The following is a 23,687-nucleotide window of genomic DNA, read 5'->3' as shown; positions in this document are numbered from 1 at the left end:
GCCATGAACGCGCTGACCGATCGCCAGGCCTGGCTGTTCTCGATCAAGACCTACCTGGCCGCGGTGGCCGCGCTGTACATCGCCATGGCCGGCAACCTGTCGCGCCCGTACTGGGCGATGGGCACGGTGTACATCGTCAGCCAGCCGCTGCTGGGCCCAACCCGCGCCAAGGGCGTGTACCGCATCGTTGGCACCCTGGTGGCCGGCCTGGCTACCCTGCTGGTGCTGCCGGCGCTGGTGGAAACGCCGCTGGTGCTGAGCGCGGCGATGTCGATCTGGCTGGCCGGGTGCCTGTTCATGGCCCTGCTCAACCGCGGCCCGCGCGGTTACGCGTTCCTGCTAGCCGGCTACACCACCGCCTTCATCGGCTTCCCGGCCGTGACCTCGCCGGAGACCATCTTCGACACCGTGGTGGCCCGCAGCGAGGAGATCATCCTCGGCACCGTGGTGGCAGTGCTGTTTGCTTCGCTGCTGTTCCCGGCCTCGGTACGCCCGATGCTGCGCGCCCGCATCGGCAACTGGATGGAGGACGCGGCGCAGTGGTGCCGGCAGATCCTTGAACGCGGCCGCGCGCACGCGCCGCGCAACCGGCTCGCCGCCGACCTGGTGCAGTTCGAGGCGCTGATCGAGTTCCTGCGCCGCGACGACCCGCGCCATGCCGGTTCGGCCGTGTCGATGGAGCGGCTGCGCGAGCGCATGCTGCTGCTGTTGCCGGTGCTGTCCTCGATTGCCGACCGCCTGAGTGCGCTGCGCAGCGACGGCCAGGACCTGCCCGAGGGGCTGCCGGCACTGGTCGATGACATCCACGACTGGCTGGATGGCCCGACCAACGCCAGCGAATACGCGCGCCTGCGCGCGCGCATCAGTGCATTGAAGCCGCAGGTGGACCGCGACCTGCAGCACCTGCAGCTGGCCAGCCTGCTGCTGCGCCTGGAGGAACTGGTGGACCTGTGGCAGGACTGCCGCACCCTGCAGCACGCGATCGACCAGGGCACCGCGCCGCTGGACCGTGCGCACTACCGCATCCGCACTGAGCGCGTAGCCGCCGACAAGCACGTCGACTACGGCATGGCGCTGTTCTCAGCGCTCAGTGCCGGCGTGGCGCTGATGAGCTACTGCGTGCTGTGGATCGCGCTGGGGTGGGAAGGCGGCGGCAACGGCGCGATGATGGCCGCGGTGACCGCCGCATTTTTCGCCGCGCAGGACGATCCGGCACCGAGCATGGTGTCGTTCCTGGTGTGGGCGATGGTCGCCTCGGTGGTGGCCGGCGTGTACCTGTTCGGCGTGTTCCCGGCTGTGCACGACTTCGGCCTGCTGGCGCTGGTGCTGGCGGTGGCGTTCCTGCCGCTGGGGCTGATGCTGCACCACCCCAAGAGCGCGCTGTTCGCGCTGCCGCTGACGGTCAACCTGGCCGCGCTGCTGAGCCTGCAGAACACCTACAGCGCCAACATCCAGACCTTCCTCAACTCGTCCATCGCGATGTTCATCGGCATTGGCTTTGCAGTGGTGATGACCCGCCTGTTCCGTTCGGTGGGCGCCGAGTGGACCGCGCGCCGGCTGGTGCGGCAGGGCTGGACCACGCTGGCCGAAGCCGCCGAAGGTCGTGGCCAGCAGGACCGCCAGCGCTTCGCCGCGCGCATGCTTGACCTGCTCGGCCTGCTCGCGCCGCGCCTGGCGGCAACGCCGGAGGGCAGCGACATCGCCTCGGTGGACATGCTCAATGAAGCACGCATCGGCCTGAACATCCTGCAGCTGCGCCGCGCCCGGCTGGAACTGCCCGAGCGCAGTCGCGAGGCGGTCGAGCACATTCTGGAAGAGGTCGCCGTGCACTACCGGCGGCAGATCGCCGCGCGCAAGCCGATTGTGGCGGCCGACGCGTTGCGCGAGCGGCTGGATACCTCGCTGGGACGGGTCGGTAGCGTGGCCGCCTGCAAGGCCCGCGATGAAGCCCTGATGGGCCTGATCGGCCTGCGCTTCGCGCTGTTCCCGGAGGCGAAGGCGCTGGCGCCGGGCCTGGCGATGAGTGCAGCCGGACAGCCGTAGCGCGATACCCTGTGCAGCCACAGACCCCGCGCAGGGGTCAGAGCCCTCGCCTGCGGAGAGGGATCCGACCCTGGCGCTGCAACAGGATGGTTCAATGAGTTACGACATGATGGTGTTCGAGGCCAGTGCCGCCCCACGTGAGGCAACGGCATTCATCGCCTGGTTCGAAAAGCAGACGCAGTGGAACGAACGCCACGAGTACGACGACCCGGTAGTCAGCAGCCCCGCGCTGCGAGCGTGGTTCGCGGAGATGGCGCAGGAATTCCCGCCGATGGACGGCCCATTGAGCAACGACGATGACGATCGTGCCGAAGTGACCGAGTACAGCATCGGCCGGCAGGTGATCTATGGCGCCTTCGCGTACTCGGTGGCCGAGCGCGCGCACGGCCGCGTGCAGGACCTGGCCGAGAAGCACGGCGTGGGCTTCTTCGACGTGAGTGCTGATGAAGCGGCGATCGTGTTCCCGGATGGGCTGGTACTGATCGCGGAATAGGTGTGGCGGCAGGGCTGCGCCCTGCACCTGCCGAGGCAACGTCAACGTCAAAAGCGGGTATTCCTTGGGATGGCGGGGTAGGTCCGGTTGAGGGGGACGCCGTCAACCCATCCATGGGGGCTTGGTCGCCGCTTGCTCGTGTGCGCTGTCCTGCGCACACGGCAAGACCGGGGTTGGGCGTCCTGCCCAACCCGCCCGAGGCATGCCTCGGGCCAATGCGGCTCACGCCCCCGCACCCGGACCCACCCCGCCTTCGACAGTTTCCTGCGATCTGCCGGCACGGCGTTCTGCTCTGGTGGGTGTCGACCTTGGTCGACACGGTAGATCCCGGCATGCGTGGATGAACGTCGGAATGATCGAAGTACGCTGTTGTAAAGTCGAGCCATGCTCGACTGCTTCTGCCTGGCGATCAGGTGAAGGGGTCAGAGCCCGTTCCCGATGGGAACGGGATCCGACCCCGATTCAGAACAACTGGCCCTGCATCGTGGGCTGTTCGATGCGCACCGGTGCTTCGGCCACCGCTTCCGTACCCAGCCGCCAGGCCAGGCCACCCAATCGGCTGGCGTGGCGTTTCAATGCGGCCTGCAGCACCTCTGCGCTGCCCGCCACATGCAGCACTTGGCGGGCGCGGGTCAGGCCGGTGTAGACCAGTTCGCGCGACAGCACGCGGCTGTCCTGGCGCGGCAGCTGCAGCCACACTTCATCGAACTCCGAGCCCTGCGCCTTGTGCACGGTCATCGCGAAGGCGCTTTCGTGCGCGGGCAGTGCGGCCGGGTGGAAGGCGCGCGGCTGCTCGACCGTGTCGCCGGGGAACCAGGCCACCATCGCGCCACTGCCATCGCGCAGGCAGATGCCGATATCGCCGTTGAACAGGCGGTGCCGGTAGCTGTTCTCGGTGACCAGCAGCAGGCGGCCCTGGAAGTATCCCGGGGTGTTGCCAGCCAGCAGCTGTTCGATGCGGCTGTTGAGCCCGCGCGCACCCTGCGGGCCTTCGCGCAGCGCGGTCAGCAGGCGCAGTCGCCCGGCCTGCTGCAGGGCAAGCACCGGATCGGCGGCGTCGGCCAACGCACGCCAATGGCCCAGCAGGTGCTCGCGCTGGCCGCGCAGTGGATCGGCTTCGCCTTCGTGGAAATGCACGCCGGCCAGTTCACCACTGCGCAGCAGCTGCAGCGCGGTACCGCTGTCGCCCTCGCGCACGGCATGCGCCAGCGGTGCCAGGTCCAGCGCATCGCTCTGCCGGTAACCACGTTGCAGCTGCACGCGGCGGCCGGCGAAGGCGCGCGGCGTGGCCTGCGGCTGCAACGTGGCCGGTGCCAACAGACCCTGCAGTGCCTGCGCATCATCGGCGCGGGTGCCGATGCCATCACCGCTGGCGCGCAGGATCGCGCTGAGCACATCACCGGCTTCGACCGAGGGCAACTGATCGGGGTCGCCAAGCAGGATCAGGCGGGTGCCGCTGGCGATCGCGTCGACCAGCTTGGCCATCATCGGCAGATCGATCATCGAGGCTTCGTCGACCACCACCACGTCCACCGGCAGCGGGTTGTCGGCGTGGTGGCGGAAGCGCGGCGAATCCGGGATCACGCCGAGCAGGCGATGCAGGGTGGTGCCGGTACTGGGCAATGCCGCGCACAGCGCCGGGTCCACGCCGTTCTCCTGCAGGCGCTGCACGGCCAGACGCAGGCTCTCGGCCATGCGCTCGGCGGCGCGTCCGGTAGGCGCGGCCAGCGCCACTTCGGGCAGCGGCTGGCCGGCGTGCCGGGCCTGCGCCGCCAGCAGCAGCAACAGGCGCGCGATGGTGGTGGTCTTGCCGGTGCCGGGGCCGCCAGTCACCAGCGCCAGCGGATGGCGCAGGGTCACGCCGGCGGCACGGGCCTGGTGATCCTCGCTGCCCGATGCCTGCGGGAACAGCTGCGCGAACAACGGTGCCAGCGCTGCCATGTCCGGTGCCGGCAGCGGATGCCGGCCGATGCGCTGCAGCCCGGCGGCCAGCTGCCGTTCGTACTCGCGGTAGCGGCGCAGGTAGAGCAGGCCGTTCTCCAGCACCAGCGGCGCATCCTCGGCGATGGCGTCGGCCTGCTCGGGTATAGCCACCCAAGGCGATGCGCGCAGTTGTGCCAGCCAGTCCTGCGCGGCGGGCCACTCGGGCACCCCTTCCAGCAGGCGCTGCGGCTGCGCCGGATCGAAGCCGGCGTGGCCCTGCGCCACCGCCAGCGAGGCCAGCGCCGCCGCCAGCGCCACGCTCTCCGGCGTGTCGCCGCGCAGCCGCATCAGGCTGGTCGCCAACGCGTGGTCGAGGGTGCGCAGCAGGCCCTTCTGGTGCAGTTCCTTCAGCAGGCTCATGCGCTGGCCCCACGGGCACGTGCGGCCAGTTCGGCCTGGGCCTGTTCGCCACCGGCGAACAACGCATCCAGTGCATCCACCAGCGCCAGCGGGAAGCGGTCCACATGCACACCGTTGCCGGTGCCATCGAGGCCGCGGCAGAACAGGTAGCGGATGCCGCCCATGTCACGCTCGTAGTCGTAGGCCGCGCCCAGGCGGAAGCGCAGCCAGCGATGCAGGGCCACGGTATAGATCAGCGCCTGCAGGTCGTACTCGCTATGGCGCATGGCAATGGCCAGCAGGTCCGGGCTGTAGCCGGGCAGACGATTGGATTTGTAGTCGAGCACGTACCAGCGACCGTCGCGCACGTAGGTCAGGTCGATCATGCCGGTCATCAGCCCTTCCAGGCGGCGGCGCTGGCCGAAGCCTCGACGACCACTGGAAACACCGTGGGCATGCAGCACCTGCAGCAGCGCCGGCACCGTGGTCGGCTCGATGGCGAAATGGAAGTCGATTTCCGCGCGCCGCTCGCCTTCGCCCAGGCTGTAAAGGGCGCCGCCTTCGGGCAGCGGCACGGTGAGCGTGTGGCCGACCAGCGGCACCAGCACGGCCACGCCATCGTCCAGGTCGACGTCGGCATAGCCTTCGTCATGCAGCGCCTTGCGTAGCACCTCGGCCTGTCCCTCGGGCGCTTCCCGGCCCGGCTGCCAGTCACCCCAGGCAGCGAAGTCGACGTTCTCCATCGCCTCGTGCAGCACGTTGCCGAAGCGGCTGCCCATGAAGCGCGGGTCGATCGGCGCGCTGTCTTCGACGACGGCGGTGGGTTCGGGCAGCGCCGGTTCCAGCGGCAGTTCCGGGCCGGCCGGTTCATCGGCGGCCGGTGCCGGCAGCTCGGTGGCGGCGGCTTCAATATCACTGCCAGCGCCCGCATCGGCATGCGCCAGCTGGGTGAAGCTGTACACCCACCAGTCATGCGGCACGCGCCGGGTCAGTGCACGTACCGCCGGCAGGTCACCTTCCACTTCGGCCGCCAGCTGCGGCAGCGCGGCCGGTGCCTCGCTGTCATCAATATGCACATCGGCATGCGCGCGCAGCGCCTGCAGGTCACCCAGCAGTGGCGCCAGACGCGTCCTGCCGAACCCGGCCAGATCACCCACGGCGATCCACAGCGCATGCTCGGCGCGGGTCAGTCCCACATAGAGCAGGCGCGCATCCTCGGCCCGCTGCTCGCGCTCACGCTGCGCGTTGGCCGCTTCCCAGGCCTCGTCCTTGTCCAGCTTCCAGTGCAGCTGGCGCTGGCCGCCAAAGTGCACGGTGCAGTGCGAGGCGGTGTTCGGCGCGCCGCCGTCGATGCCGACGAAGGGCAGGAACACCAGCGGATACTCCAGGCCCTTGCTCTTGTGCAGGGTGATGATCTGCACGCGGCGCGCATCCGACTCCAGGCGCAGGAGCTGCTGCTCGTCATCCTGGTCGGCACTGGCCATCTGCCCCTGCAGCCAGTCCAGCAGGCCATGCATGCCCAGCGCCTGCGCCGAAGCCTCCTGCAGCAGTTCACCCAGCTGCAGGTAATTGGTCAGGCGGCGCTCGCCATCGATCAGCGCCAGCAGGCGTTCACCCTGTGCGGCACAGACATCGGCAATCACTGCGAACGGTCCGCCGCGTTGCCAGCGCTCGCGCCAATGCAGCAGCTGTGCCTGGAACCCGCGTTGCAGGTCACCTTCGCGTTCCATTGCCGCGATCGCGCTGGCCCGCTGGCCAAGCAGCACGGTGGCCAGCGCTGCACGCAGGCGGCCTTCGTCGGCCGGTTGCAGCAGTGCCAGCAGCAGCGCACGAAGATCGCGGGCTTCAGCAGTGGCGAACAGGCTCTGCTTGCCGGCCGCCACCGCGGGAATGCCGACCGCGGCCAGCGCACGCTGTACCAGGGTGGCCTCGCGATGCGAGCGCACCAGCACCGCGATATCACCGGGCTGCACCGGTCGCCCACGCAACACGGCATTGCCCGCGCGCGCATCGACCAGGATCTGGTGAATCGCGGCGACGCAGGCCTGGGTCGCCGCATCACGCGAGGCGTCGGCACTCAACGCTTTGTCGCCGCCACTGCGCAGCACACGCAGGGTGAGTGCCTTGGCGGCCTGGCCGGCGCGCAGGTAGTCCGCATCGCTGCGCACGCCACCGGGCCGCACCGGCTCGAACCGGATGTCGCGTTCGAGGAAGGCGTCTTCGCCACCGTTGTCGTACAGCGCCTGCAACGCGCGCAACACAGACGGTCGCGAGCGGAAGTTCTGGTCCAGCACCGGCGCCTGCTGCGCCACCTGCTTGGCCTTCAGGTAGGTGTGGATGTCGCCACCGCGGAAACCGTAGATCGCCTGCTTGGGGTCGCCGATCAGGAACAGCGCCGGCGCCAGGCCGAGTTCGCGCACCTCCGGCGAATCGCCGAACACGGTGTGAAAGATGCCCCACTGGCGATCGTCGGTGTCCTGGAACTCATCGACCAGCGCGATGCGGTACTGCGCACGCAGTTGCCTGACCAGCGTCAGCCGCTGCGGACCTTCCAGGGCGAGCGCTACGCCATCAATCAGATCGTCGTAGGTCTGTACCCGGCGCGTACGCTTCAGCGCCTGCAGGCGCTGCGTGGCTTCGGCGCGAAGCGTGTGCAGGAAATCCAGCGCGGTACCACGCAGCCAGGCATCGCGTTCGGCCAGCAGCGCAACATAGCGCGCCAACGGCGCCTGCAATGGCGACGACGGCGTGCGATCAGGGAATTTCTTGTTGGTCTTGTCGGCCAGCACCTCCGGCAGCAGTGCCGGCAGGCGATCGCTGGCCAGCAGCTCGCGCGGGTCGGCGCGCTCGGCCCAGGCCAGCAGCTGCCGGCCCAGCGGGTGCAGCCAGCCCAGCTTGTATGACACGCCGTTGAGCCACTTGTTGTCGACGGCATCGCAGAGGTCGATGAAGAACTGCTCGCCATGCTCGCGCACGCTTGCGGACAGTGCTTCCGCCGCGCTCTGCAATGCCGGGCGTGGATCGGCCAGCGCCGCCGGCCGTGGCAGCGGATGCAGCGGCGGTGTGCCCAGCAGCGCGCGCAGATCGGCGGCCAGCGCGTCGGGGCTCGACCACAGCCAGGTCAGCGGCTCCAGCGTGGCCGGGTCGTTGGCATGCACGCGCCACAGATCGGCCGCGAGCTCCTCCAGCAGTTCACGGTCGCTGGCCAGCAGTTCCTGCGGATCAAAGGTGTGGCCGCTTTCCAGCGCATGCTCGCGCAGCACGCGGGTACAGAAACCATGAATGGTGAAGATGGACGCCAGGTCGATCTCGTCTGCGGCCACCTGCAGGCGGCGTTTCAGTGCGGCGGCGCTCTCGGTGCCGCCCTGCAGATGGCGCTGCAGCACGTCGCGCGTCAATCGTACCTCCGGTGCTTCATCGTCGGCCGCTTCCAGGTCGACCAGGCGCGCGGCCAGCGCCAGGCGCTCGCGGATGCGCTTGCGCAGTTCCTGGGTGGCGGCATCGGTGAAGGTCACCGCCAGGATCTGGCCGATGCGCAGGCCCTGCTCCACCACCAGGCGGGTGAACAACGTGGCCAGGGTGAAGGTCTTGCCGGTGCCGGCGCTGGCTTCGATCAGCCGGATGCCCTCCAGCGACAGCGCCAGGTAGGGATCGCGGCTGAAGGATTCGCTGCCGTCTTCGGTGATGGCGGTGTTCATGCGCTGCCCTCCTGGCGTGCTTCGGTGCCGAGAGCGCGGCCTTCGCGCACCGCGCTGAAGACCACCTGGCTGTTGCGCAGCAGGTCGGCGTAGCTGGCCTCGGTAGCGAACGGGTCGGCACCCCGCAGCAGCAGCTGCCAGGCGTCGCTGCTGGATTCACCCCAGGTGCGGTCGCTGCCGTGCCACTGCTTCCAGCCTTCGCTGCGCTGCTTTTCTGCCGGCGCGTTGTACAGCACCCAGCCGGTGTACGGGGCAAAGCGCAGCGGCTCGCGCAGGCCACGCGTGCGCAGCTGCAGCAGCGCACGCAGCGCCGCACGTGCAGCGGGAACGCTCAGTGCCGGCAGTACATGCGGGCCGGGACCGGCGTCGCCACCATCATGGAACTGCACAAGCGGCAGCGCATCGCCCGCAGCGTTCGCCAGCAGCCAGTCCAGGCCGTGGCGGATCACTGCATTGCCATTGAGTGTGCCGGCACGCAGGCGCACCAGCCCTTCGGGATGCCGATCGGCCACGCGGCCATGCAGGCGCACGCCATCGATGTCCACTTCGTAGCGACGGCTTTCCAGTGGTTCGCCCTGCATCCAGCCCAGCAGCGCACTGGCATATGGGCGTGTCTTCAACTGCTCCACCTCGAACTGACGCTCGCCCAATGGACCCGACGGCAGCAGGCCACGCGCGCGCAGGCGTGGGTACAACGGCTCGGTATCGCCGCTGAGCGTGGCGCGCACTACCGCCGCCTGCACGCTGCGCTTTTCCGGCCCGCGCGAGGACAGCACCAGCGGTTCCAGGTCATCCACCTCCTCGACCTCGTCGGCCAGGCGCAGGCCCAGCGACTGTGCGAGGAACTGCCCGGCCGGGTCGCACAGGAAGCGGCGCAGGGTATCGAGCGCGACCTCGTTTTCCACCGCATCGTCGGCCGGCGGCGGCAACGGTGCATCGAACCACGGCTGCAGGCCACCGCGCTGGCCGGTGAGGCGACCGGCGGCCGGATGCCACTGGCGGCGATAGCTGAAGCGACGCGGATCGCCATCGCCGAACGCCGCCGGTGAGAACGGCTGCAGTGCGTGGCGCACGGTGAAGTCGCGGACCGCCGCAGGCGGATCAAGGTGATACGCGGCGGCGGCATCGATCAGTTCGCTGACCAGCACCGACGGCTCGCGCACGCTGCCATCGCGCGGATCGGCGCCGAGATAGCTGAGATAGAACACCTCCTGCGCCGCGGCGAACAGCTGCAGGAACAGGAAGCGGTCATCCTCGCGGGTGGAGCGGTCGCCCGGACGGCGGCGCGGCGTATCCAGCTCGGCAGTGAGTTGGTTGAGACCGGCAGCGGGGTCACGGCGCGGGAAATCGCCATCATTGAGGCCGAGCACGCAGATCACCCGGAACGGCAGCAGGCGCATCGGCACCATGCGGCCGAAACTGATGCCACCGGTCAGCAGCGGTGCGCGCGTATCGGCCTCGCCCAGCGCGCCGGCGAAGTGCGCGCGCACCACCTCCGGCGGCACGCCTTCCTCGAAGCCGGCCTTGGCGGCATCTTCGGCGAACTGGTTGAGCAGCTTGCGCAGGCGCTCCAGCGCGCGCTGGCTGTTGGGGGAACTGGGCGCGGTGGGCAGCAGTGCATCCAGCAGCGACAGCAGGCGTTGCCGCCACTGCGCCGGGGTCAGCAGCTCGCCCAGTCGGCGCTGGTAGATGGCCAGCACGCGCAGCAGGCGCAGCAGCCGGTCCAGCGCGTCCAGCGCACCGCCTTCCAGTTCGATCCACGGCGCCACGCCGGCCAGGTCGGCCTCGCTGCCGGTGGCGTGGCCGAGTACCAGGCGATCCAGCGCGAACTGCCAGGTGTAGGCGTCGTCGGCCGGTGCCTGGTGCTGGTTGCGGTGTTTCGCATCCAGGCCCCAGCGTGCACCGGCCTGTTGCAGCCAGCCATGCAGGCGGTCGAAGTCCACCGCCTCCAGCCCGGCCGCCTCGGCCAGCGGCGCGCTGGCCAGCAGGTCCAGCACTTCGTTCAAGCCAAAGCGCGAGACCGGCAGGCCCAGCAGGTGCACGAACACATCGGCCAACGGCTCGCCGGCCAGCGGACTGCTGTCGGCCAGCGCATACGGAATGTGTTCCTCCTCGCCGCCGCGACCGCCGAACACCGCTTCCAGGTACGGCACATAGGGATCGATGTCCGGCGCCAGCACCGCGATCTCGCGCGCCTGCAGCGGCGGGTCGAAGCGCGGGTCCTGCAGCAGGCTGCGCAGCTGGTCGTGCAGCACCTGCAGCTCGCGCAGGCGGGTATGGCAGGCATGCACCTGCAGGCTGGGGTCGTCGCTGCGCAGGCCGTCGCGCAGCTCGCCCGAGGGCAGCGCGCGGCGGTGGAACAGGTCACGCTGCAGGCGATGCAGCAGGCTGTCGGACAGGCCGCCTTCGTCCAGGGTCGGGCGGGTGTCCTCCTCCGGATCGGAATAGGCAGCGATTTCGCCGGCCGGATGCACCACCTCGTAACTGCCCAGCACCGCCATGAAGTCGCGCCCGGCCGCACCCCAGGCTTCCAGCAGGCGGTTCTCGCCGGCCGCTTCGCCGAAGGGGTCCGGTGCGCCGCTGCGCAGGCGCTCGGCCAGCGTGTGCAGGTCACCCCAGTACGACTGCACCGGGGTAGGCATATAGAAATGCAGCTCGCCCACCCGCGCCTGGGTGGCCATCACCCGCAGCACGTCGGGCGAGATGTTGAGCGTTGCGAACGCAGACATGCGCGGTGGCAAGCCCTTCGGCAGCGGTTGGCCGGCACCTTCGAAACGGTCAAGGTACTCCTGGATGCGGCGCGCGCGGTAGTCGTGGCCCTGGGTGATGGTGCGCCACAGGATCGCCTGCGGGTCGGCAGGATCGGCACCGGCTGCCCAGCGCAGCAGCCAGTCACGGCGCCACGCCTGGTACTTTTCAAATACCGAGGCCAGCTCGCCGGCCAGCGCCCAGGGTTTCAATGCGTCACCGCCGGCAAGATAGGACTGCAGCGCACGCATCGGTGGCTGCGCCAGCAATGTCGGGTCGCGCAGGGCCTGGTACAGCTTCCAGTGCAGGCCGGCCGCGTCCAGATCGTCCTGCTCGCCGCTGACGTTGGCCTTCAGCGCGCGGGCCACGAACTCGCCCGGGGTGAGGAATTCGAGGTTGGCGGCGACACCGAATTCGGCGGCCAGTGTCGCTTGCAGCCAGCGGCGCATCGCCACCTGCGGGATCAACACCACTTCCGGCGCCAGCAACGGCTGGCCTGGCACCGGCGCACGCACGTTGCGCGCCAGCAGCGCGGCCAGCACGTCCAGCGAGTTGGAATGGTAGAGGCGGAAATCGCTGCCTGGGTCACTCATCATGCACAGTGTGCAGGACGGCAGGCAGTATTCAATGGTCGGCCCATCGACGGTACGGATTGTTCCGGGCTGCCGGCCGATTGTCCCGGCCTGCGCCACGCCCTGCCGTGCAACAATACTGCACCGTCCAGTCTGCTTATGTTCAGCCGGCTGGCCCGATCCTTCGATGTCTAAAAAACGTTAATGGTGCCCATGTCGGCTTCCACCTCCAGTCTGGTGCAGTTGTCCAACGTCCGCATCGACCGGAGCGGACGCACGATCCTGCGTGACGTGTCGCTGCAGGTGCCGCAGGGCAGCATCACCGCCGTGCTCGGACCCTCCGGCAGCGGCAAGTCGACCCTGCTGGCGGCGCTGACCGGCGAACTGCGACCGGTGGCCGGCGACGTCACCCTGTTCGGCAAGCCGATCCCGCATGACAGCAGCGCGCTGCTGGAGATGCGCAAGAGCGTGGGCGTGCTGCTGCAGGGCAATGGCCTGCTGACCGATCTCACCGTGGCCGAAAACGTCGCACTGCCGCTGCGTACGCATACCCGCTTGCCGGCCGCCGTGCTGCGCCGGCTGGTGGAGATGAAGCTGCATGCGGTGGGCCTGCTGGCCGCCGCCGACGCCTGGCCGCGCGAACTGTCCGGCGGCATGGCGCGCCGCGTGGCGCTGGCCCGTGCGCTGGCGCTGGACCCACCACTGATGATCTACGACGAGCCGCTGACCGGGCTGGACCCGATCGCCTCCGGGGTGATCATGAGCCTGATACAGCGCCTCAACCACAGCCTGGGCCTGACCAGCATCATCGTCAGCCACCACGTGCACGAGACCCTGCCGATCTGCGACCAGGTGATCGCCATCGCCAATGGCGGCGTCGTGTTCCAGGGGACGCCCGAGGCACTGCAGTCCAGCCAGGATCCGCTGCTGCGGCAGTTCCTGCATGGCCAGCCGGATGGCCCGATTCCGTTCGATGCCGCGCCACGCGCGAGGGTTGCCTGATGCCGTTCGTCCAAGCCACCCGCTCGCTGGGCCGCGCCGGGCTGTTCTCGCTGACCGTGCTGCGCGGTTCCCTGCCGACCCGTGATTTCCTGTCCGAGCTGACCCGCGAGATCTACAAGATCGGCGCGCGCTCGCTGCCGATCATCGCCGTCGGTGGCGCCTTCGTCGGCCTGGTGCTGACCCTGCAGGGCTACCGCACGCTGACCACCTTCGGCGCGGCCGACGCGTTGTCGACCCTGCTTGGCCTGTCGCTGTACCGCGAACTGGCACCGGTGCTGACCGCGCTGCTGTTCATCGGCCGCGCCGGCAGTTCGATCGCCGCCGAGCTGGGCCTGATGCGCGCCACCGACCAGATCAAGGCGCTGGAGCTGATGGCGATCGACCCGGTGGCCAAGTCCGTGGCGCCACGCTTCTGGGCGGCGGTGCTGACCGTGCCGCTGCTGACCGGCATCTTCTGCTCGCTGGCGATCAGTGCCAGCTACTTCGAGGCCGTGCACGTGCTGGGCCTGGACAATGGCGTGTTCTGGTCGGCGCTGCGCAACAGCGTCGATTTCTGGGATGACTTCGGGGTGGCGATGCTGAAGTCGGCGATCTTCGGCGGCACCGCCGCGCTGGTCGCCGCCTATGTTGGTTTCCATGCCGAGCCGACCATTGAAGGCACGTCGGTGGCGACCACCCGTGCAGTGGTCAACGCTTCGCTGCTGGTGCTGATGTTCAACTTCGTTCTGTCGGCAATGTTGTTCACCTAACCCCTCCACCGGCGGTGCGCAGGCGCGCGCGGCCACCACGACTCGATCAGGTAATCCACATGGCCATCCGCGGTCCCAGACTCGAATTCTCCGTCGGCGCTTTCCTGCTGCTGGCCCTGGCCTCGCTGATGGTGCTGGCGGTGGCCTCGACCAACCAGCGCTGGAGCTGGGGCAGCCAGGGCTACGAGCTGAAGGCGCGCTTCTCCCAGGTCGGCCAGCTGCGCAAGCAGGCGCCGGTGAAGATCGGCGGCGTCACCGTCGGCCAGGTCGCCTCCATCGACCTGGACCCGGTGAAGTTCGAATCGATCGTGACCCTGCGCATGGACAGCAAGGTCAAGGACCTGCCGGCGGACACCTCGGCCGGCATCTTCACCAGTGGTTTGCTCGGCGAGAGCTATATCGGACTGCAGCCGGGCGGTGATCCGGACGTGCTGAAGGCCGGCGACGAAATTGTCTTCACCCAGCCGGCGGTTGACCTGATCCAGCTGGTCGGCAAGTACATGTTCAGTGGCGGCGCCGGTGGCGGCGCTGCTCAGAAGCCCAACGATGGCGCGCAGGCGCCTGCAACGGAACCGCAACCATGAAGATGAAACTGATCCCGGCCCTGCTCGCCTCGGCGCTGCTGGCGGCCACTCCGTTCCTCGCCCAGGCCCAGGCCGCCGCCCCCGCCGCTGCCGCGGCGCAGGGCCAGGCCGGCAAGGTGGTGATCGATGCCAGCACGCGCATCCTCACCACCCTGCAGCAGCGCAGGAGCGAATTCGGCAGCAACCCGGCCAGCCTGCGCAACTACATCGACAGCGAACTGAACCGCACCTTCGACCGCGACTATGCCGCGCGCCTGGTGCTGGGCCCGCACGCCCGTGGTGCCTCGGATGCCGACATCAAGCTGTTCGCCGATGCCATGGCCGACAGCCTCATGCAGCGCTACGGTTCGACCCTGCTCAACATCCAGGGCAAGCCGAGCTTCCGCCTGAAGGGTGAAAGCCCGCTGCCGGGCAACCGCGGCGTGCGCGTGAGCACCGAGCTGGTGCGTGCCGGCAGCGAGCCGACCCCTGTCGAGTACTGGATGCGCAACGTGAACGGCCAGTGGAAGATCTTCGACGTCAACATCGAAGGCATCTCCTACGTGCAGACGTTCCGCAACCAGTTCGACACCCCGCTGCGCCAGAAGGGCATCAAGCAGGTGGCCAGCGAGCTGCACAGCGGCAGCATGCAGGCCGGGCCCGCGGGCAATGGCAAGTAACGCACTGGCGCTGCTGGAAGGCGACACCCTGCGCCTGCGCGGGGTGCTCGACCGCGCTGCGGTGATCGCGCTATGGCCGCAGCTGCAGGCCCTGCCGGCAAAGCTGGCACGGCTGGATCTGGCTGAGGTCGAACGCGTGGACAGCGCCGGCCTGGCCCTGCTGGCCGAGCTGGCGGCACGTGCGCGCAAGGCCGGCCATCCGCTGGTGATCACCGGCGCGCCGGCTGGCTACAACGAACTGAGCGCGGCCTACCGGCTGTCGCCCAACCTGGATTTCAACGCTACTTCTGCTGCGAGCTGACATGAACGTCGTGCGCACTCTCCCCCTGATCGTCCTGGCCACCGCCCTCACCGCCTGTGCCGGCAAGCCCGCGCGCATCGATGCACCGGCAGCCAGCACCGTGGTCCCGGCCAGTTCTTCCACCTCGCCCGCCGCCGCGGCCACCGATGCCGGCATGGCTGACGCTGCTTCGGTCGCGCCGGTGGCCAATCCGCCGGCGGCTGCCGCATCGTCGCCGGCTGCGCCCACCGACAGCGGCGACGGCAGCGCGGCGAAGACCTCAGCCGCCACCGCGCCCGGTGGCGATGACGACTTCGATGCCCTCTATGGCGGTGCCGGCAACACCACCAACGCAGCGGCCTACGATCCGTGGGAACCGTTCAACCGCAAGGTGCACAAGTTCAACAACGCGGTCGACCGCGGCGTCGCGCGTCCGCTGGCCACCGCCTATACCCACGTGGTGCCGCGCTTCGCCCGCACCGGCGTCAGCAACTTCTTCAGCAACCTGCGCGCGCCGGTGACCATCACCAACCAGCTGCTGCAGGGCCGCGGTGCCGATGCATGGGACAGCCTCGGCCGCTTCCTGATGAACAGCACGCTGGGCATCGGTGGCCTGTTCGATCCGGCCAGCAAGGCGATGGTGCCGCGCCGCAATGAGGACTTCGGCCAGACCCTGGGTGCCTGGGGCTGGCGTCGTTCGCGCTACGTGGAACTGCCGTTCTTCGGCCCGCGTACCGTGCGCGACGTGTTCGGCCTGGCCGGCGACATTCCGTTGTCGCCGATCCGCCGTATCGAAGAGGACAAGGTCCGCATCGGCCTGCAGGGCCTGCAGCTGGTCGATACCCGCGCGCAGCTGCTGGCGATCGACGACCTGCGTGACACTGCCGTGGACGAGTACTCGCTGGTGCGCGATGCATGGATGCAGCGTCGCAACTACCAGATCGAGAACGATCTGCGCAGCAAGCGCGAGCGTGGCCACGACGACGCCAATTCGCCGATCCCGGTCGATGCGATGCCGATGCCGCAGTGGACGCACTGAGTCCTTTCAGCGACGCATGAAAAACCCCGCCTCGGCGGGGTTTTTCTTTGGCGCCGTGGGTGGGGTCGGAGCCCTTTCCCGTGGAAAGGGATCCGACCCCGGCCGATCAGGCAGCCAGCGCGGCTTCGATGGCTTCGCGCAGGCGCGCGTCGTCAGCCGCCACGTCCGGGGCGAAGCGGGCGATGACCTTGCCGTCGCGGCCGACCAGGAACTTCTCGAAGTTCCACAGCACCGCCGGCGCGGCGTGGATCGGAATCTCCTTGCTGGCCAGGCGCTCGCGCAGCGGGCCTTCGCCGATCGACTGCGGCTGCGCAGCGGTCAGCTGCTGGTACAGCGGGTGGGTGTCGTCACCGGCCACGCTGATCTTGGAGAACATCGGGAAACTGACATCGTAGGTGAGCTGGCAGAACTGCTGGATCTCCGCTTCGCTGCCCGGCTCCTGGCCGAGGAAGTTGTTGGCCGGGAAGCCCAGCACTTCCAGGCCCTGTGCGTGCTTTTCCGCATACAGCGCCTGCAGGCCTTCGTACTGCGGGGTCAAGCCGCACTTGGAGGCGACGTTGACCAGCAGCAGTACCTTGCCCTGGTAGTCGGCAAGCGAGGACGGCTGGCCGTCGATGGTGGTGAGGGAAATGTCCTGGATCGAAGTGCTCACGCGGGGGCTCCGGCAACAGCGGGGAATGGCCCACCAGCATAGCGCCGCGCGATGTCGGTCGTGCCGGCCGCTGGCCGGCAATCGTGCGATCGTTCGCAAGGGTTCATGAGGCTGCCGGCCAGCGGCCGGCACTACGATCAGTCCACGCAGATCATGCCCTGCGCCTTGCCCTCATCAATGCGCTGGCGGCAGCCGAAGTTCTGGCGGGCATCGCGCTGGCAGGTGCCGGTGGCGGGGCTGCCAACCGCCACTTCGCCGCCGGCAAGGCACTGGCCCGTGCAGTCGCTCTTGCGGCTGCAGGCCTTGCCGGCATCGGCGTAGGGAATCACGCACTGTTCGCGCTGCAGCCGGCCCAGCCGCTGCAGGGTGCCGCCAGCGGCCTGGCAGTCCACATCGCGCGCTTCGCGGTAGGCCTCGGCCGCTTCGGGACTGGTGGCTGCGGCGGGTGCCGCCGCCGGATTGGCAGCCGGCGGTGCGCTGCTGCAGGCGACAAGCAGCGCGGTCAGGATGAGACTGGTGCAGAGGCGCAGGCGCATGGCGTTACCTGATCCAGTAGGACAGGCCGCCAGCATACGCATCGACCATGCAGGCGGCGTGTCGACGTAGCTCAGGCTTCGTCGCCGTCGTCGCCTTCGTTGCCTTCGTCCTCGGCCGTGGCATCAGCATCGGCCAAGCCGCCCAGCAGGGATTGCGCCTGCTCTGACGCCAGCGACTCCACGCCGCGCAGGCGCCGTTCGATGGTGCGCGTCTTGCGGCTGGCTTCGCCGATGCTGCGGCCGACCGTGGTGATCTGCTTCTCGGCCTTCTCGAGAATGCCGGCGAACTTGCCGAACTCGCTCTTCACCGCACCCAGCAGGCTCCACACCTCGCTGGAACGCTGCTCGATGGCCAGCGTGCGGAAGCCCATCTGCAGGCTGTTGAGCAGCGCGGTGACCGTGGTCGGTCCAGCCACCACCACGCGGTGCTCGCGCTGCAACAGGTCGACCAGGCCCGGGCGCCGGATCACTTCGGCATACAGGCCTTCGGTGGGCAGGAACATCACCGCGAAGTCGGTGGTGTGCGGCGGCGCGATGTACTTGTCGCAGATCGACTTGGCCTGCACGCGCACCGCGCGTTCAAGCTGGATGCCCTGCAGGCGCACGCCCTCGGCGTCACCCTGTTCCTGCGCGTCGAGCAGGCGCTCGTAGTCCTCGCGCGGGAACTTGGAGTCGATCGGCAGCCACACCGGCGTGTCGTCACTGCTGCGGCCCGGCAGGCGCACCGCGATATCGACCATCTCGCCACTGTCCGGGCGTACCTTCACTGCCCGCGCGTACTGTTCCTGGGTGAGCGTCTGTTCGAGGATGTTCTCCAGCTGTACTTCGCCCCAGCTGCCACGGTTCTTGACGTTGGTCAGCACACGCTTGAGATCGCCAACGCCGGTGGCCAGCTGCTGCATCTCGCCAAGACCGCGCTGCACCTGTTCCAGGCGCTCGGAAACCAGCTTGAAGGAGTTGCCCAGGCGTGTTTCCAGCGTCGACTGCAGCTTTTCGTCCACGGTGTGGCGCATCTGCTCCAGCTTCTGCGCATTGTCGTTCTGCAGCGCGCGCAGCTGCTCTTCCAGCGTGGCGCGCATCTCGGCGATGCGCTGTTCGTTGCGCTGGGTCAGTTCCTGCAGGCGCAGGCCAAGGCTTTCGGTCAGGCGCTGCTGCGACTGCGCACCTTCCTCACGACCCTTGCGCGCATCGTCCACCAGGGTCTGGCGCAGCGCGCCCAGCTGGGTATCGGTCCGCCCGGTGAGTTCCTGCAGCTGCTGGCCGAAGGCGTGGATGCGCGCTTCCTGCTGCTGCCCGAAGGTTTCCAGCTGGCCGCGCAGTTCCTGCAGGCGCTGCCCCATGAGTGCGGCGCCACGCTGCTGGCTCTCCGCCGCCTCGGCACGCGCCTTGCGGGCGTCCTCGCCCAGCGCCTCGCGCAGCAGGTCCAGGCGCTGGTCGGTGCGGGTGGACAGATCGGTCAGCGCGCGGGCAAAGCCATCGAGCTGTTCGCGCAGCTCGCTGCGCCCGGCGCGCGCCTCCTCACGCACCGCCTGTTCGAGGCGGTCGTGCGGCGGGCGGCGCAGCAGGGCGACAAGCTGCAGGATGAGCACGGCCAATAGAAGGCCGCCAATGAGCAGATATTCGGTTTGCATGGGGCAAGTGTAGGCTGGCGGAGTCTCAGCTGCTGCGCCAGAACCATGCTCGCTCTGTACGGAAAGCCCACCTCCATCAACGTGCGCAAGGTGCTGTGGCTGTGCGCGGGGCTGGATCTGCCCCTGCGCCACGAGCCTGCGCCACCCGCGGACCTGCTGGCCGCACTGAATCCGAACCGGCAGGTACCGGTGCTGCGCGATGGCGACTTCGTGCTGTGGGAGTCCAACAGCATCTGCCGCTACCTGGCCGCCCGCGCCGGCCGTGACGACCTGCTGCCCGCAGCAGCGCAGGCCCGGGCCCGGGTGGAGCAGTGGATGGACTGGCAGGCCAGCGACCTCAACAGCGCCTGGCGCCATGTGTTCATGGCGCGCGTGCGCCAGCATCCGGACTACCCGGACGATGCCCGTGCCGAGGCCAGCCTGGCGCAGTGGAACCGGCTGATGGGTGTGCTTGAAGCCCAGCTGGCCGCCACCGATGCCTACGTGGCGGGCGACACCTTTACCCTCGCCGATATCGTGCTGGGGCTGTCGACCCAGCGCTGGCGCAGCACACCCGGCCACAAGCCCGCACTGCCACACCTCGCGGCGTGGTTCGAACGCCTGCGCCAGCAGCCCGGTTTCGCCGAACACGTCGACAACGGCGTGGCCTGAGGCAGGGGTCAGATCCCTTTCCCAACGGGAAAGGGATCTGACCCCGAGGACGCGGGAACAACCAGCGTTACCAGCCTTCCAGCACGATCTTGCCCTTGGCGCGGTGACTCTCCAGCAGCGCATGCGCGCGCCGCAGGTTGGCCGCGTCGATGCGCCCGAAATGCTCGCCCAGCGTTGTCTGCAGCACGCCGGCATCGATCAGCTCGGCCACCCGGTTCAGCAGGTCGTGCTGGCGCTGCATGTCCGCGGTCTTGTACAGCGGGCGGGTGAACATCGACTCCCAGTGCAGCGACAGTGCCTTGCGCTTGAGCGCCATCACGTCCACCTGGCCCGGATCGTCGATCAGGCCGAACTGGCCCTGCGGCGCCAGCAGCTCCACGATCTGCGCGTAGTGCTGGTCGGAGTGGGTCAGGCTGGCCACGTGCTGCACCTCGCTGATGCCCAGCCGTGCCAGTCCCTCGGCCAGCGGCAGGCGGTGGTCGATCACGTGGTGTGCGCCCATCGCATACACCCAGTCCTGGGTGTCCGGGCGCGATGCGGTGCCGATCACCGTCAGTTTCGTCAGCTTCCGCGCCAGCTGCACCAGGATCGAACCGACACCGCCAGCAGCACCGATCACCAGCAGGGTCTGGCCTTCACCGCCGCCCTCCGGAATGCGCAGGCGGTCGAACAGCAGCTCCCAGGCCGTGATCGCGGTCAGTGGCAGCGCGGCGGCGGCCGCATCGTCGAGACTGGCCGGCTTGCGGCCGACGCTGCGCTCGTCCACCAGCTGGTACTCGGCATTGCTGCCCGGGCGGTCGATCACGCCGGCGTAGTAGACCGCGTCGCCAGGCTGGAACAGGGTGACCTCGCTGCCCACCGCGTCGACGATGCCGACCGCGTCCCAGCCCAGCACGCGCGGGCCGTCGGTGGCCACGCCGCGGCGGACCTTGGTGTCGACCGGGTTCACCGCCACCGCGCGCACCGCCACCCGCAGGTCGCGTGGGCCGGGCTGCGGCAGTTCCAGTTCGATATCGATCAGGGCCCGGGTGTCGTCGATCGGCAGGCCGGCGTGGGTGTAGGCAATGGCGCGCATGGCAGCGGTCCAGTGGGGAAGGAGTGCACAGGTTGCGCCGCGCACGGTCGCTCAGAAAGGCGCAGAATCGGGCAGCACTTTCACTCCGGCAATGAAGATGATCCGCTTCGACGACCTGCAGTTGTTCGTCCGCACGGCCGCACTGGGCAGCTTCTCCCAGGCGGCCCGCGAGGCCGATCTGTTACCCGGACAGGTCGCTGCAGCCGTGGCGCGGCTGGAACGCGAACTGGACCTGCGCCTGTTCGTGCGTACCACCCGCAGCCTGCGCCTGACCGGCGAGGGCGCGCTGTACCTGCCGTATGCGCAGGAGGTGCTGGCTACCCTGCGCGAAGGGCGGGCCCGCGTGCAGGGCGAGGACGCCGAACTGCATGGCACGCTGCAGCTGTCGGCGCCGTCGGACTTTGGTCGCAACCTGCTGCTGCCGTGGCTGACCGCGTTCCGAGCCGCGCATCCACGGCTGCGCCTGCACCTGCGGCTGTCCGATGAAGTGGCCGACGTGTTCCGCGATCCGGTCGATGTGGCGATCCGCATCGGCCACTTCGACGACGCCAGCTACGTGGCCCTGCCCCTGCTCGAAGGCAACCGTCGTGTGCTCGCGGCTTCGCCCGATTACCTGCAGCGACGGGGCACGCCGGTGCGCCTGGACGAACTGCGCGAGCACGATTGCCTGGTCTACCAGCTCAGTGGCCGCGCCTACGATCGCTGGTCGTTCGAGGTCGAAGGGCGCCGCACCGTGATCCCGGTGCGCGGCCCGCTGGTCTGCGACGACGCCGACGTGGTGCGGCGCTGGGCGGTGGCCGGCGAAGGCATCACCTACAAATCCTGGCTGGACCTGCGCGAAGACGTGCTGGCCGGACGCCTGCAGCTGCTGCTCGACGGCGTCGGCAGCCACATTCCGCTGCAGCTGGTGTGCCCGCACCGCAAGCAGTTCTCGCCGGCGGTGCGGCAGCTGCATGCGCAGCTGCGCCAGCACCTGCAACCGCTGCTGTCTGGCATGCCCGATGGACTCCCCCACCCCCTGTCGCCCACCCCGGTGCTGGCCGACAATGGCAGCCCCCCGTAAGAGAGAACACCGCCATGCCGTGGATGGGCATCCAGGACCTGTGGACGTTTCTGGTCGCTGTGCTGGTGTTTCTCGCCCTGCCCGGCCCCGGCACCTTCACCCTGCTGACCGCCACCGGCCGTAGCGGCGTGCGCGGCGGCTACACCGCACTGGCCGGCCTGCTGGTCGGTGACCAGATCCTGATGTGGCTGGCGCTGGCCGGTGTCGCCGCACTGCTGAAGGCCAACCCCTTGGTCTTCCACGCTGTGCAGTACCTGGGTGCGGCCTACCTGGTATGGGTGGGCATCAGCCTGCTGCGCACGCCGAAGCACGAGGGCGGTGACGCCGGCCCGATCCGCATGCAGCCGGGCCGCTACTTCCAGCAGGCGATCCTGGTCAGCCTGCTCAACCCGAAGGCGATCCTGTTCTACATGGCCTTCCTGCCGCTGTTCATCGATCCGAAGGCGCACCAGGGCATCGCCACCTTCGCGGCCCTGGCCGGCATCATCCTGGTGGTCAGCATCGCCTACTGCTCGATGCTGATCGGTGTGGGCAACCTGGCCCGCCGCCGGTTGATCCAGCATCCGCGCATCAGCGATGCGCTGCGCCGGGTGGCCGGCCTGTTCCTTGTCGGGTTCGGCATCCGGTTGGGGTTGAACGGATGAAGGCCTGGCTGGCAACCGCGGTCGCACTACTGCTCGCCGGCACCGCCTCTGGCACCACCGTGCAGGACCATCGCTGCCTGAGCGGCGGTCGCAATGACAGCATCCACCTGGAATGGCGCTGGCTGAAAGACGGCCGGGCCGATGTGCGCTACGCCGGGCAGCGCGAGCGCCTGCCCCTGCACCGGATCTCGATGGAGACCACGGTGCTGGCCGAAGATCGCCCGTACCAGTTCGACAGCGTCTGGGAAGAACGCATCGACGGACGCCTCAACGGCCGCTACCTGCTGAGCACGCAGGGTGCCCTGGTGCTGGATCTGCGTTACGAACGCGCCCGCGATGGCCGCAGCACCACCTTCCACGACGACCCCGAAGCCTGGCAGGAAGACGGCTGCCGCTGGCCCGGCAGGGTGGCTGAGTGAGCACCATCGACGACGACACCCTGCTGGAGCGCAGCTGGGAGTATCGGGAGGAGACGCTGTACCGGCGGTTGTTCGGCGATACCGGACCGGGGATCTACCCCCTCGACATGGATCTGCTGCGCAACGTCTTCAAGCAGGAGCAGATCGACCCGCGCTGGCTGCATGTCGGCGTCAATGCGTGCCCTCCGCACGGTGATCGACGGCACTGGATCTATGTCAGCACCGGCCTGTCCAACCCCTGGGAAGGGCGGCACGAAGATGGAGATTCGGGGTGGGGCATCGAACTGATGCTTGAGACGCAGGATGAAGCGACGTGGGCGCTGACCACCTTGCGCTGGTTCACCGCGTACCACCTGCTGCTGTGCCACTCACGCATGCCCGGCAATCCGTTGGCGCCATGGGACCGGCTGAAGCTGGGGGGGCCGGTGGATCACGCAGGGAGCATGCTGCAGGCGGCCGTCTTCGTGCCGTCATTGCATTTTCCGGGACCCCAGCAACTGCCATCGGGACGATTCGACTTCCTGCAGCTGCTGCCGTTGACCCTGGACGAGCATGCGTTCGGCCGCGCGCATGGCTTCGAAGTGCTGGTGGCCCAGTTGAGAACCCAAGGTGCGGCGCCGGTGGTCGATCCGCAGCGGGTCAGCATCGATCTGGCCCCTGCTCTCGTACTTCAATCGCCTCCGGGCTCGCCTTGAGGGATCGAATCATTTCGAATCCTGCCAGCGTTTGTGCCGATTCCGGCAGCCTGGCCGGGGGGCAGCGCGCGCGCCGCCATGCATGACCCCCGTCAGTGGTAATGCTGCGCTGCGTTCGGTCACACTCGGGAA

At 68.8% G+C, this 23,687-nt stretch carries 20 protein-coding genes; 13 read left to right on the top strand and 7 right to left on the bottom strand.

Annotation, left to right across the window (positions count from 1 at the left end; all coding sequences use genetic code 11):
- Nucleotides 1-3: 3 nt before the first annotated feature.
- Together AC5P67_RS16820 and AC5P67_RS16815 are read left to right on the top strand one after the other, a co-directional pair.
- On the top strand, nt 4-2,043 hold the full coding sequence (locus tag AC5P67_RS16820) for an FUSC family protein (protein WP_005411699.1): 2,040 nt from the start codon (nt 4-6) through the stop codon (nt 2,041-2,043).
- A 94-nt stretch (nt 2,044-2,137) separates the two neighbouring features.
- On the top strand, nt 2,138-2,536 hold the full coding sequence (locus AC5P67_RS16815) for a hypothetical protein (protein WP_005411700.1): 399 nt from the start codon (nt 2,138-2,140) through the stop codon (nt 2,534-2,536).
- A 462-nt stretch (nt 2,537-2,998) separates the two neighbouring features.
- Here AC5P67_RS16815 and recD read toward each other — a convergent pair whose 3' ends face one another.
- From recD to recC, 3 genes are read right to left on the bottom strand one after another with little or no spacing between them, the layout of a single operon-like run.
- The gene (gene recD / locus AC5P67_RS16810; RefSeq protein WP_495214952.1) at nt 2,999-4,879 is read right to left on the bottom strand and encodes an exodeoxyribonuclease V subunit alpha; all 1,881 of its coding nucleotides are present in this window, start codon (nt 4,877-4,879) and stop codon (nt 2,999-3,001) included.
- Entirely contained in the window at nt 4,876-8,556 is a 3,681-nt protein-coding gene (gene recB, locus AC5P67_RS16805) for an exodeoxyribonuclease V subunit beta (protein ID WP_495214951.1), read from the bottom strand. The genes recD and recB overlap by 4 nt, the downstream gene beginning before the upstream one ends.
- Nucleotides 8,553-11,900 carry an exodeoxyribonuclease V subunit gamma gene (recC, locus tag AC5P67_RS16800; RefSeq protein WP_495214950.1) on the bottom strand — a complete coding sequence of 1,116 codons (3,348 nt, stop codon included), beginning with the start codon at nt 11,898-11,900 and terminating at the stop codon, nt 8,553-8,555. Before recC ends, recB begins: the two co-directional genes overlap by 4 nt.
- A 189-nt stretch (nt 11,901-12,089) precedes the next feature.
- On the opposite strand from recC, the gene AC5P67_RS16795 reads away from it, so the two are divergent.
- Genes AC5P67_RS16795 through AC5P67_RS16770 form a run of 6 tightly spaced genes read left to right on the top strand, consistent with a single transcriptional unit; the run spans nt 12,090 to nt 16,189 of the window.
- A complete protein-coding gene (locus AC5P67_RS16795; RefSeq protein ID WP_005411704.1) occupies nt 12,090-12,878 on the top strand; it encodes an ABC transporter ATP-binding protein in 789 nt (262 codons plus the stop codon).
- On the top strand, nt 12,878-13,627 hold the full coding sequence (locus AC5P67_RS16790) for an MlaE family lipid ABC transporter permease subunit (RefSeq protein WP_279702933.1): 750 nt from the start codon (nt 12,878-12,880) through the stop codon (nt 13,625-13,627). The genes AC5P67_RS16795 and AC5P67_RS16790 overlap by 1 nt, the downstream gene beginning before the upstream one ends.
- A gap of 59 nt (nt 13,628-13,686) precedes the next feature.
- A complete protein-coding gene (gene mlaD, locus AC5P67_RS16785; RefSeq protein WP_005411706.1) occupies nt 13,687-14,211 on the top strand; it encodes an outer membrane lipid asymmetry maintenance protein MlaD in 525 nt (174 codons plus the stop codon).
- Nucleotides 14,208-14,870 (top strand): MlaC/ttg2D family ABC transporter substrate-binding protein, encoded by a 663-nt coding sequence (locus AC5P67_RS16780; RefSeq protein WP_005411707.1) that lies wholly within the window; start codon nt 14,208-14,210, stop codon nt 14,868-14,870. Before mlaD ends, AC5P67_RS16780 begins: the two co-directional genes overlap by 4 nt.
- Entirely contained in the window at nt 14,860-15,171 is a 312-nt protein-coding gene (locus AC5P67_RS16775; protein ID WP_005414956.1) for an STAS domain-containing protein, read from the top strand. Before AC5P67_RS16780 ends, AC5P67_RS16775 begins: the two co-directional genes overlap by 11 nt.
- 1 nt (nt 15,172) lies before the next feature.
- Nucleotides 15,173-16,189, top strand: a complete 1,017-nt coding sequence (locus tag AC5P67_RS16770) for an MlaA family lipoprotein (RefSeq protein ID WP_012481677.1) — start codon at nt 15,173-15,175, stop codon at nt 16,187-16,189.
- 106 nt (nt 16,190-16,295) lie between these two features.
- On the opposite strand, the gene AC5P67_RS16765 is transcribed toward AC5P67_RS16770, so the two are convergent.
- From AC5P67_RS16765 to AC5P67_RS16755, 3 genes are all read right to left on the bottom strand, one after another.
- Nucleotides 16,296-16,841, bottom strand: coding sequence for a glutathione peroxidase (locus AC5P67_RS16765; RefSeq protein WP_005411710.1), 546 nt, complete (start codon nt 16,839-16,841; stop codon nt 16,296-16,298).
- A gap of 137 nt (nt 16,842-16,978) precedes the next feature.
- Nucleotides 16,979-17,377, bottom strand: coding sequence for a hypothetical protein (locus AC5P67_RS16760; RefSeq protein ID WP_005411711.1), 399 nt, complete (start codon nt 17,375-17,377; stop codon nt 16,979-16,981).
- Between the two features lie 71 nt (nt 17,378-17,448).
- Nucleotides 17,449-19,008, bottom strand: coding sequence for a DNA recombination protein RmuC (locus AC5P67_RS16755; protein WP_005411712.1), 1,560 nt, complete (start codon nt 19,006-19,008; stop codon nt 17,449-17,451).
- A gap of 45 nt (nt 19,009-19,053) precedes the next feature.
- Between AC5P67_RS16755 and AC5P67_RS16750 the strand changes: the two genes are divergently transcribed.
- Nucleotides 19,054-19,659: a glutathione S-transferase family protein gene (locus AC5P67_RS16750; RefSeq protein ID WP_049395266.1), complete on the top strand. Its 606-nt coding sequence runs from the start codon at nt 19,054-19,056 to the stop codon at nt 19,657-19,659.
- Nucleotides 19,660-19,726: 67 nt separating this feature from the next.
- On the opposite strand, the gene AC5P67_RS16745 is transcribed toward AC5P67_RS16750, so the two are convergent.
- A complete protein-coding gene (locus tag AC5P67_RS16745; protein WP_049395267.1) occupies nt 19,727-20,734 on the bottom strand; it encodes a zinc-binding alcohol dehydrogenase family protein in 1,008 nt (335 codons plus the stop codon).
- Nucleotides 20,735-20,825: 91 nt separating this feature from the next.
- Between AC5P67_RS16745 and AC5P67_RS16740 the strand changes: the two genes are divergently transcribed.
- From AC5P67_RS16740 to AC5P67_RS16725, 4 genes are read left to right on the top strand one after another with little or no spacing between them, the layout of a single operon-like run.
- Complete coding sequence (locus tag AC5P67_RS16740) at nt 20,826-21,797, top strand: LysR family transcriptional regulator (protein WP_049395268.1); 972 nt, start codon at nt 20,826-20,828, stop codon at nt 21,795-21,797.
- A gap of 14 nt (nt 21,798-21,811) precedes the next feature.
- Nucleotides 21,812-22,441 carry a leucine efflux protein LeuE gene (gene leuE, locus AC5P67_RS16735; protein ID WP_495214947.1) on the top strand — a complete coding sequence of 210 codons (630 nt, stop codon included), beginning with the start codon at nt 21,812-21,814 and terminating at the stop codon, nt 22,439-22,441.
- On the top strand, nt 22,438-22,860 hold the full coding sequence (locus AC5P67_RS16730) for a hypothetical protein (RefSeq protein ID WP_005411717.1): 423 nt from the start codon (nt 22,438-22,440) through the stop codon (nt 22,858-22,860). Before leuE ends, AC5P67_RS16730 begins: the two co-directional genes overlap by 4 nt.
- Nucleotides 22,857-23,555, top strand: a complete 699-nt coding sequence (locus AC5P67_RS16725; protein WP_049450044.1) for a suppressor of fused domain protein — start codon at nt 22,857-22,859, stop codon at nt 23,553-23,555. The genes AC5P67_RS16730 and AC5P67_RS16725 overlap by 4 nt, the downstream gene beginning before the upstream one ends.
- The last annotated feature ends 132 nt before the right edge of the window (nt 23,556-23,687 follow it).

Source organism: Stenotrophomonas sp. YJH_SMC_21 (assembly GCF_059369555.1).
Note: the sequence above shows the minus strand (reverse complement) of the source record. Positions and strands in the feature narration are given on the sequence as shown.

Excerpts from the sequence above, each read along its gene's own strand:
- AC5P67_RS16820 (WP_005411699.1), top strand. The coding sequence starts at position 4 with ATGAACGCGCTGACCGATCGCCAGGCCTGGCTGTTCTCGATCAAGACC.
- AC5P67_RS16815 (WP_005411700.1), top strand. The coding sequence starts at position 2,138 with ATGAGTTACGACATGATGGTGTTCGAGGCCAGTGCCGCCCCACGTGAG.
- recD (WP_495214952.1), bottom strand. The coding sequence starts at position 4,879 with ATGAGCCTGCTGAAGGAACTGCACCAGAAGGGCCTGCTGCGCACCCTC.
- recB (WP_495214951.1), bottom strand. The coding sequence starts at position 8,556 with ATGAACACCGCCATCACCGAAGACGGCAGCGAATCCTTCAGCCGCGAT.
- recC (WP_495214950.1), bottom strand. The coding sequence starts at position 11,900 with ATGATGAGTGACCCAGGCAGCGATTTCCGCCTCTACCATTCCAACTCG.
- AC5P67_RS16795 (WP_005411704.1), top strand. The coding sequence starts at position 12,090 with ATGTCGGCTTCCACCTCCAGTCTGGTGCAGTTGTCCAACGTCCGCATC.
- AC5P67_RS16790 (WP_279702933.1), top strand. The coding sequence starts at position 12,878 with ATGCCGTTCGTCCAAGCCACCCGCTCGCTGGGCCGCGCCGGGCTGTTC.
- mlaD (WP_005411706.1), top strand. The coding sequence starts at position 13,687 with ATGGCCATCCGCGGTCCCAGACTCGAATTCTCCGTCGGCGCTTTCCTG.
- AC5P67_RS16780 (WP_005411707.1), top strand. The coding sequence starts at position 14,208 with ATGAAGATGAAACTGATCCCGGCCCTGCTCGCCTCGGCGCTGCTGGCG.
- AC5P67_RS16775 (WP_005414956.1), top strand. The coding sequence starts at position 14,860 with ATGGCAAGTAACGCACTGGCGCTGCTGGAAGGCGACACCCTGCGCCTG.
- AC5P67_RS16770 (WP_012481677.1), top strand. The coding sequence starts at position 15,173 with ATGAACGTCGTGCGCACTCTCCCCCTGATCGTCCTGGCCACCGCCCTC.
- AC5P67_RS16760 (WP_005411711.1), bottom strand. The coding sequence starts at position 17,377 with ATGCGCCTGCGCCTCTGCACCAGTCTCATCCTGACCGCGCTGCTTGTC.
- AC5P67_RS16755 (WP_005411712.1), bottom strand. The coding sequence starts at position 19,008 with ATGCAAACCGAATATCTGCTCATTGGCGGCCTTCTATTGGCCGTGCTC.
- AC5P67_RS16750 (WP_049395266.1), top strand. The coding sequence starts at position 19,054 with ATGCTCGCTCTGTACGGAAAGCCCACCTCCATCAACGTGCGCAAGGTG.
- AC5P67_RS16745 (WP_049395267.1), bottom strand. The coding sequence starts at position 20,734 with ATGCGCGCCATTGCCTACACCCACGCCGGCCTGCCGATCGACGACACC.
- AC5P67_RS16740 (WP_049395268.1), top strand. The coding sequence starts at position 20,826 with ATGAAGATGATCCGCTTCGACGACCTGCAGTTGTTCGTCCGCACGGCC.
- leuE (WP_495214947.1), top strand. The coding sequence starts at position 21,812 with ATGCCGTGGATGGGCATCCAGGACCTGTGGACGTTTCTGGTCGCTGTG.
- AC5P67_RS16730 (WP_005411717.1), top strand. The coding sequence starts at position 22,438 with ATGAAGGCCTGGCTGGCAACCGCGGTCGCACTACTGCTCGCCGGCACC.